The sequence below is a fragment of the Vibrio sp. 1402 genome (assembly GCF_033340275.1).
This window is the reverse complement of sequence record NZ_JAWOWE010000108.1, coordinates 1-985: the sequence shown is the minus strand read 5'-3', so window position 1 is coordinate 985 and position 985 is coordinate 1. Positions and strand designations below refer to the sequence as shown.

Here is a 985-nt window from a genome sequence, read left to right as displayed (position 1 = left end):
CGCTTCAAGAGGGACTATGGCATCATTTAAGACGAATTCCCAACGTTTGGGATTTTTATCAAAAAAATGGTAGTCATTATTGGTTATATGTTAAATGGCCCACTTTGATGCTCAAAACGCCGCTCAGAGCGCCCAGAACGCGCGTAGTGGCGATTTTCATACCTAACCCGAGCGGATGTAAGACTAAAACGCTTTGTAAGTTTGTGACGCTTTGAGAGCGATTTACAGGGCAAAAATGGCACTATTCGTTTGAAACAAAAAACGCCCTCTACGGGGCGTTTTCCTATGTTTCTAAAGATGCAACATGGAGTTCATCTGTTGGTGCAAGATCCGGATAACAAATATATCGAACTCTCGAATTCGATAAAAAATAGCGTGCTTCTGATGATCATGCCGACGTACTCCAGAACGAAGTTCGGAGCAATCCCTACCAATGAATGGCGCCTCAGACAATGTTTGTAAGCACTGCTCCATTTCATCGGTGTAGTGTTCTGCTTGGTCTTCGCCAAAATTTAGAAAGGTATATTCATAGATGTCGCCGAAATCGTCTGCTGCTTTCTGAGAAAGTTTATACATGCAGACGAGCCTTTCTTCTTTCTGCTACTTCCTTTAAGGACAGGGAGCATTCTCCGCTCGCTTCTCCCTCATCAAGAGCTTTTCGCAGTAAGTCTTGTTGATTCTCTTGTTGTTCGAGTAGTCGCAATGCACTTCTCATCACTTCACTTGTTGAGCCGTAACGACCTGTTGCGATCATTTTTTCAATAAAGCCATCGAGCGATTCGCCAATGGTGACACTTGTTGTTCTACCCATAAAGCCACCTGTGTGAATTATTAACACAATTAGTATACAGCAAGTGATGGGTTTACTTTCTCTTTTTCGCAAGCTGCTTATCGCACCATGCGCTTATCTGCGGAGAGTAAAGCGCGAAAACACTAATCAACAATGAAATACCAATGATCACAAATAGGCCATTCATAAGAACCA

General features: G+C 42.8%; 2 protein-coding genes. Both read right to left on the bottom strand.

What is annotated here, in order from left to right; translation table 11 throughout:
- Positions 1–291: 291 nt before the first annotated feature.
- On the bottom strand, positions 292–576 hold the full coding sequence (locus R7044_RS24470) for a type II toxin-antitoxin system RelE/ParE family toxin (protein WP_005398363.1): 285 nt from the start codon (positions 574–576) through the stop codon (positions 292–294).
- Positions 569–811: a type II toxin-antitoxin system ParD family antitoxin gene (locus tag R7044_RS24465; protein ID WP_005398365.1), complete on the bottom strand. Its 243-nt coding sequence runs from the start codon at positions 809–811 to the stop codon at positions 569–571. The genes R7044_RS24470 and R7044_RS24465 overlap by 8 nt, the downstream gene beginning before the upstream one ends.
- Positions 812–985 lie beyond the last annotated feature (174 nt).

Bases quoted from the DNA above. Each gene is read 5' to 3' on its own strand.
- R7044_RS24470 (WP_005398363.1), bottom strand. From the start codon at position 576: ATGTATAAACTTTCTCAGAAAGCAGCAGACGATTTCGGCGACATCTAT.
- R7044_RS24465 (WP_005398365.1), bottom strand. From the start codon at position 811: ATGGGTAGAACAACAAGTGTCACCATTGGCGAATCGCTCGATGGCTTT.